Below are 6,000 nucleotides of genomic sequence, written 5' to 3'. Positions count from 1 at the left end.
TAGACTTTACATCAGACATTATATTCTCCCTCATCTGATTAGGTTTTTGAAATTTTGTATTCCTAATTTTATCAGATTGAGGGCTTTTCTATGCCTTTTCGCTTAGTTCCAAATGTGCACAACTCTTAATACGTTATCGAAATCTCGTTTCTAGAACGCTACAAAAATCATTCTCATTGCTGTACCAGTTGGTAAGTTCCGCAACTGAGCCCTGGCTGAAGTAGAATCCAGGTACAATAGCAAATATTGTCTTTCGATCGGTTAATAATATATCTTTTCCCTGGGGGGGTGGTGGCGAGACGAATATTGAGAATGGTGTACTGAAGTTTGAGGAGGGTATGGTCGGGACCCAAGATTCCAATATTTTTATCAAGGGTTTGATCGATTTTAAGAAGCAGGGCTTATGGATAAGATTCTTTCCAAAGGTCAAAGATAAGTCCATCACCGGAATCAATGAGAAGATTTTAGTTTCAGGACCGATCCATGAGCCCTCCTTTGGACTTTATCGGGATGGGAAAGAAGTCACCGATACCAGTGTCTGGGATTGGGCATCTAGCTTCTTTCAAGGTATGTTTGAAAATGTTCAGGACTTGATAAGCGATCCCAATCTAGAACCAATGAAGAGCGGAATTTGTGAAGACTATCGGCAGAGAATCGATGCTGCTAAGGGGAAGGTCTTATCTCACTAATAGAGGTAAATGATGAAGTTGGTATGGGACTTTTCACTTATCAAGGGAAGCAAAACCTATGAGACAAGGCTTGGTGAAGAAATGCAAGGAGATATTATAATTCGTAGAGTGACGAGTATTTTTTCGGCGGGACGAAGTATCATGGGCTTCGCTCCCCTTAATAGAACCCTAGTCGCGAAGGGAATGAGGGTTTTCAAATACTACTGTGTAAAATAAGAGACGCCCCAGTTGAGACGTATCGCAGCCGGTGAAGGTAAAAGTGATTCTAAAGTGTCGGATGATGGTTGCCAAAGTTTTTAAATAGAGCTAAAGATCTATCTTGTTGTCAGATTATATAATTGGAGGGAACATGAAAAACTTACTTTACGTCTCAGCACTGAGTTTGGGGCTTACAATTGGTTGTGGGTCAGATTCAGATGATCGTACTAACGATTCAGAACTAAACTTCACTTTGGAAGGGTTTGAGTCAATTGAGGCAGGATCTCAGCAAGAGATCAATGGCGAGATCGATTCTGATATTCCATTAGCAAATATCAAAGCTAGTGTTAAGGATGCTTCTGGGGCTAGCGTTTATGGCTTCAAATTTGTTTCAGAGGGTTTTGAAGGTGCCGATGATGTTCGTTTTGGCTTAGATGGCGACGAGGGCGTCTCGCTTCGGTTTGAAGTGAGTGAGCACGTGGTTGATGGTGACTACACGGCCTCTATTGTCGTGACAGACAATAATGGAAACCAGGTAAACAAGACTTTTAAGTTTTCTGTAAAAGGCGGAGCCGTTCAAGATCTTGAAGACGCTCGTAAACTGGAAGCAGGAAGTGATAAGCATGCAACTCTTGGTAGCTCGATTGACTTCGATGAAAGCAAAGTTTGTGTGATCGGTACGATCGCGACAGAGTGCGGTGGAGCGGAAAACATCGATCTTGTGTACGCTACTGGCGCAGATAACGACATCAATTATATCTGGGCCCCTCGGGAAGTTGCAGACTCTCTTGGAACTAAGTGGGGAATTCTTTCTAATGCCTCAAATATCATGTTCCACAAAGTCAACCTAACAGATTCTGAAGTTGCCAGTGTTAAAGCAAGTTCGATGATCGAATCACTTTGGGATCGCACCAAAGCAACAGACACTAAGCTTGCTGTAGAGGAGGGTGACTCTTTTGTGGTTAAGACTTCTGAAGATCAGTATGCTCTAATCTTCGTCGATGCTATCACGGCTAATGAAGATGGAACCATGAGTCTCGTTTTCAAGGTAAAGCAGTTATAGTACACCTGATTGAATCAGGGTGAACTGATTATTCACCCTGATTAAAAAAACGTTCAGATGTTCATGGGAACTAAATTGAAAGTCGAAAGCTAGATATAGCTAAGGTGCTCTGAATGTTATAGACAGGTCCCAAAGAGCACACTGGCTTCATACCAATCTACTTTCGGATAAGTTTGCCTTTCTTCTACTCGGCTCACATGAACTCGAAATCCAATTGCATCACCATAGTTAAAGAAATCAACAGCTTCGTAGTAAAAACTACGAAGAATGACTCCTCTGAAGAGCTTCTCTTCAAAGTTTGCTGTAATATCAATACGATCTAATGATATTCCGTTTGCAAGGATTTCAAGTTCAACTCTGTCGGGAATCGCAATACCATAGTAGCCAAAGTCAATAGTCGAAAATGTTGTGCTACCGTCACCATTTTGAGTCAAAGACATGCCCTGCCAGTTGTCGTGGCAAAGATTTTTGTAGGAGCTGGCGGCTTGGCCTGAACTTGATAAAAGTCCTGAAATTATTAGAAAAAAGCGCAGAGAGTCGATCTGGTAAACATAAAACTTCCTATTATTCGCAATCAAAAGAACGCGACTATGTCACAAATATTTGAACTCCACCACTAGTTTTTTTGATTATAGGATAGCCTCAATTCTGCTGGCATTAGGACCTGCAAATCTAAAAGACAAGCTTCGACCCTAGGCCGAAACTGTTTGCCCGATTGCTGATATTGTCTTGATAGTGGGAAGCAATAAGGTAGGCTTCACTCAAATTACCGAGAGGGTTGCCTTCTCCAAACCTCCATCTCAAAGTACTGTAATAGGTGTCGCTAGCCAATTGTTGTCTGGAAAGGTCTGCCCTTGGGGTCTCAATTTCGTTGTGAAAGCGATAACCTCCCATGAGGATCCACGCCCCCCCGAGTCTCTGATGCCACTCAAGTTTTGCGGTATTGGCAGTGACTTCACCAAAACTTGAATCAACGCCAATCTTTCCAGTATTTTCATACCTTGTTGCCGATAGATGTACAGCGCTTGATGTGTAAGAAATAAAGCGTCGGATTTCTCCATTATAAGCTATTGCCGGTGGTCGGTTGTTGCTATCACTGCGGGATACATATCCTTTAAGGATTGTTCTCGGATCGGCAAGGAAAGTAAGACTGAGGCCGAGGGAATCTCCTTCAAACTCTTCAGGGGTTCTAATGCGGCGACCATCTACGTCGGGAAATTCTATAACAGGCTGTTCGCCCCTTGTTTGTCGATAGTCCCATTGAGTTCTTAGAGTTTCAGAGAAAAACCATAATCGAGTGTTTACCCCAACCCAACTTAGATCTCCTAACGGGCTTTGTCTTTGACCATAGACAACACCAGCTTGCCGCCCGATGCCAAGCCCTTGGGCGAGATAGATGCTATGAGACTCCTCAGTGATGGCTTGATCGACGCCGATCGCATCAGCTAGCAATTCATTCTGAATAAGGTAGTCGACTTGTTTGCCGCTGAAATTGTACTGAACTGTGAGCGCTGTTCCGGAACCCCAAAAATTGTTGGATTCATAAGTAGCACCAAGTTGTTGCATCTGGACCGATTGATTCTTGTCCTTGAACTGCCCAACATTGACTTCAACTTGATTCGTGCCGAAGCAAATCGCCGGTAGTAGAGCTATAATACTGATGAGGAGCTTCATTCAACCCCCACAGGTGGGGCAGGACCCACCCACTAAGCCGGCCCCTTGTTCTACGGACTTTTCGAGCCACACACCAGATTCACCGATGAGGCTCAACATCAAAGTATCAGTTTTCTCTGGATCCATCATGGGGTCTAGGAGCCTGGCCTTATGATACTTAACATTGTTATGATTGCAGGCGGAAATGGTGAATGCCACGCAAAGCATTATGACTTTCATTGATTGTCCTTCTCGATGATTCCCTTGAGCTTGCCAAGTTGTGCAGCTGTAGGATGACCTTCCAGGCGCATCGCTTCCTTGCCATTGCTATCAATAACAACGACACTTGGAATCGCTTCAATTTTCAGCTGTTTAGCCAGCAAGGCATCCTTATCCCAAAAAGCCTTGCTATAGTATTGAGTTAAAAGCTTCTTGCCGGAAAAATAGTCGCGAGCCTGCTGAATCTCCTCATCTACGCTCACAGGCACAATTCTAGCTTGTTGCCCCGAAACTGTAGAATCTAGCAGTTTCAGTGTGGGGCCACAGCCTTGGCACCAAGAAGCAAGAAAGTGCAGGACCACAACATCTTGTTTGCTTGATTGCCATGTTTGGCCGTCTAAACCACGAAGCTGATTTAATGCCTTAGGTTTTATGGTCCCTAAGGCTGACATAGACATAAGTCCAAGGAATAAAATACTTGCTATCTTCATTCCTCATTGGCCTCCATTAATTCAGTCACGGCTTTAAGGATATCCTTGCCACTGACCCCATCTTGGTTGAGAACGATGGCCTTCATCTTGGAATTCATGACCACGATTGTTGGTAAGCGTGGTTTACTGGGTTCCACAGAGAACTGGCGAATCATCTTTAGGCCATCGTCGTGTAGCCTTTTCGCTGATATGGCGAACGTTTCAAGAAACCATAGAAAATCGTCTTCAGCCCAGTCCTCGCGGGCATCGGTGAAAACAATCGCGTGCAGAACATGATCGCGGAGACCTTGATCAGTTAGCGCACTCTCCAAATACTCCGCTTCATCTTGACAGGTAAAGCATAGGATCGATGAGAGTTGAAAGACAGCGACGCTTTTCTTGTGGCTCTCTAAAGTTTGACAAAGCGAGTGTGATGCTGCTTGGGCGTCGAATAAATTGATGCGACGCCCATCGATCTGGCCTTCAACGAGAGCACTATTATCCAAGGGAGCCGAGCAGCTTGGAGTGACCACAGGTTTGCTAGGCTGCGGTTCAGGCTCTAGGGGGAGTGGATCAGTTGGCGTTTGCTTCGTTTCGTCGCTTGGTGTCTCCGGTTTGCTGGGTAGGTCTGCTAGATCACTAGGAGACCCTTGCTCCCCTGAACTCGCCTCCTGATCTAGAGCGCGGGGCATATGAATCCCGCAGCTCAAGCAAAAAACCAATATCGCAACCGCGATCGACTGATTGATCATCTATTCGACTCCGCAAAGCTCGTAGACCTCTTTCGGAGTCTCTCCTGGGGCTTGAGCTACCAACTCTCCAGCTCGGTCTAAGACCATAACTGTAGGAACCCCTCTTAGACTCAAGCCAAATAATTTGGCAAAGTTCCTCATAGATTCCGAGTAGCTATACGTTCTCTCACCTATGAAGGTGTCTACCGGATATTCAGCAATCCAACCCTCTCGATCATCGTCGGGGACTACAACGATGAAGTTGCAAGTCTCAGATGCGAACATCTTTTGGAAGTCCTGATCGTTATTATGTTCTTCCGCCATGTTACGGCAGTAGGGGCAAAAGAGCATTGATATGTCCACTACGAGATATTCCGAGGTAAAAATATCACCCAACTGTACTCCTTCTAAGGAGCTGCTGGTGAGGCTTGGGTTTTTGTCCTTGGCAAGTTCCGCACCTGGTAACGCCCACACCGAACTAGAAAAGAAGACGATCGATAAAAGACTGAGAAACTTCATCGCGAACTCCTGAATGGTTGGTTGTCGTGATTCTGAACTACAAACTTTAATAAGATAATTAAAATTTCAGAAATAGACGGACCTGTTATTTTCGAATTTGAAATGTTGTCTAGAGTATTATCATCTAGATTTTTTTTCTTCTAGAAATAATTGCGTGGCTTTTTGGGGATTTCGTGATGAGATCCTTCAACGGAGCAATTACAAAGGCGGGCGGTCACAAAAAAATATTTTCAGTCATGAAGGTGATGATGTTGCCTTTCGTCGCTCGTCTTCCAGGAGCGTTTCTAATTTTCTAATCTCCAGCTTGTGTTCCGATTCCATCGTGGAAACCGTCACTGAGAGTTTCAGCCACTTATAAAATGCCACCAGGCTTATAAACAGATAAATCGGCACGAACACTAGTAAAATTTCCACGATCAAACTCCTTGCTTATTATCGCTAGCATCCTTTATAGCTGA

10 protein-coding genes are annotated in these 6,000 nt (G+C 44.3%); 3 read left to right on the top strand and 7 right to left on the bottom strand.

Features of this window, described 5'->3' with window-relative positions; genetic code table 11:
• Positions 1-338 precede the first annotated feature (338 nt).
• The 3 genes from B9N89_RS17580 (at position 339) to B9N89_RS17570 (ending at position 1,950) form a co-directional block, all read left to right on the top strand.
• Positions 339-689 (top strand): hypothetical protein, encoded by a 351-nt coding sequence (locus B9N89_RS17580; protein ID WP_132321263.1) that lies wholly within the window; start codon positions 339-341, stop codon positions 687-689.
• 9 nt (positions 690-698) lie between these two features.
• The gene (locus B9N89_RS17575; protein WP_132321261.1) at positions 699-905 is read left to right on the top strand and encodes a hypothetical protein; all 207 of its coding nucleotides are present in this window, start codon (positions 699-701) and stop codon (positions 903-905) included.
• A 133-nt stretch (positions 906-1,038) separates the two neighbouring features.
• Positions 1,039-1,950, top strand: coding sequence for a hypothetical protein (locus B9N89_RS17570; RefSeq protein ID WP_132321259.1), 912 nt, complete (start codon positions 1,039-1,041; stop codon positions 1,948-1,950).
• 116 nt (positions 1,951-2,066) lie between these two features.
• Here B9N89_RS17570 and B9N89_RS17565 read toward each other — a convergent pair whose 3' ends face one another.
• From B9N89_RS17565 to B9N89_RS17535, 7 genes are all read right to left on the bottom strand, one after another.
• Positions 2,067-2,390 (bottom strand): hypothetical protein, encoded by a 324-nt coding sequence (locus B9N89_RS17565; RefSeq protein ID WP_132321257.1) that lies wholly within the window; start codon positions 2,388-2,390, stop codon positions 2,067-2,069.
• 232 nt (positions 2,391-2,622) lie between these two features.
• A complete protein-coding gene (locus tag B9N89_RS17560; protein WP_132321255.1) occupies positions 2,623-3,624 on the bottom strand; it encodes a hypothetical protein in 1,002 nt (333 codons plus the stop codon).
• Positions 3,625-3,843, bottom strand: coding sequence for a hypothetical protein (locus B9N89_RS17555; protein ID WP_132321253.1), 219 nt, complete (start codon positions 3,841-3,843; stop codon positions 3,625-3,627).
• Positions 3,840-4,313, bottom strand: a complete 474-nt coding sequence (locus B9N89_RS17550; RefSeq protein WP_132321251.1) for a TlpA family protein disulfide reductase — start codon at positions 4,311-4,313, stop codon at positions 3,840-3,842. Before B9N89_RS17550 ends, B9N89_RS17555 begins: the two co-directional genes overlap by 4 nt.
• Entirely contained in the window at positions 4,310-5,044 is a 735-nt protein-coding gene (locus B9N89_RS17545) for a hypothetical protein (protein WP_132321249.1), read from the bottom strand. Before B9N89_RS17545 ends, B9N89_RS17550 begins: the two co-directional genes overlap by 4 nt.
• Positions 5,045-5,542, bottom strand: coding sequence for a TlpA family protein disulfide reductase (locus B9N89_RS17540; protein ID WP_132321247.1), 498 nt, complete (start codon positions 5,540-5,542; stop codon positions 5,045-5,047). It abuts the gene before it with no gap.
• Between the two features lie 234 nt (positions 5,543-5,776).
• On the bottom strand, positions 5,777-5,956 hold the full coding sequence (locus tag B9N89_RS17535; protein ID WP_132321245.1) for a hypothetical protein: 180 nt from the start codon (positions 5,954-5,956) through the stop codon (positions 5,777-5,779).
• Positions 5,957-6,000 lie beyond the last annotated feature (44 nt).

This window comes from Pseudobacteriovorax antillogorgiicola (assembly GCF_900177345.1).
Taxonomy (GTDB): Bacteria; Bdellovibrionota_B; Oligoflexia; order Oligoflexales; family Oligoflexaceae; genus Pseudobacteriovorax; species Pseudobacteriovorax antillogorgiicola.
Note: the sequence above shows the minus strand (reverse complement) of the source record. Positions and strands in the feature narration are given on the sequence as shown.

Excerpts from the sequence above, each read along its gene's own strand:
- B9N89_RS17580 (WP_132321263.1), top strand. The coding sequence starts at position 339 with ATGGTCGGGACCCAAGATTCCAATATTTTTATCAAGGGTTTGATCGAT.
- B9N89_RS17575 (WP_132321261.1), top strand. The coding sequence starts at position 699 with ATGATGAAGTTGGTATGGGACTTTTCACTTATCAAGGGAAGCAAAACC.
- B9N89_RS17570 (WP_132321259.1), top strand. The coding sequence starts at position 1,039 with ATGAAAAACTTACTTTACGTCTCAGCACTGAGTTTGGGGCTTACAATT.
- B9N89_RS17565 (WP_132321257.1), bottom strand. The coding sequence starts at position 2,390 with ATGTCTTTGACTCAAAATGGTGACGGTAGCACAACATTTTCGACTATT.
- B9N89_RS17560 (WP_132321255.1), bottom strand. The coding sequence starts at position 3,624 with ATGAAGCTCCTCATCAGTATTATAGCTCTACTACCGGCGATTTGCTTC.
- B9N89_RS17555 (WP_132321253.1), bottom strand. The coding sequence starts at position 3,843 with ATGAAAGTCATAATGCTTTGCGTGGCATTCACCATTTCCGCCTGCAAT.
- B9N89_RS17550 (WP_132321251.1), bottom strand. The coding sequence starts at position 4,313 with ATGAAGATAGCAAGTATTTTATTCCTTGGACTTATGTCTATGTCAGCC.
- B9N89_RS17545 (WP_132321249.1), bottom strand. The coding sequence starts at position 5,044 with ATGATCAATCAGTCGATCGCGGTTGCGATATTGGTTTTTTGCTTGAGC.
- B9N89_RS17540 (WP_132321247.1), bottom strand. The coding sequence starts at position 5,542 with ATGAAGTTTCTCAGTCTTTTATCGATCGTCTTCTTTTCTAGTTCGGTG.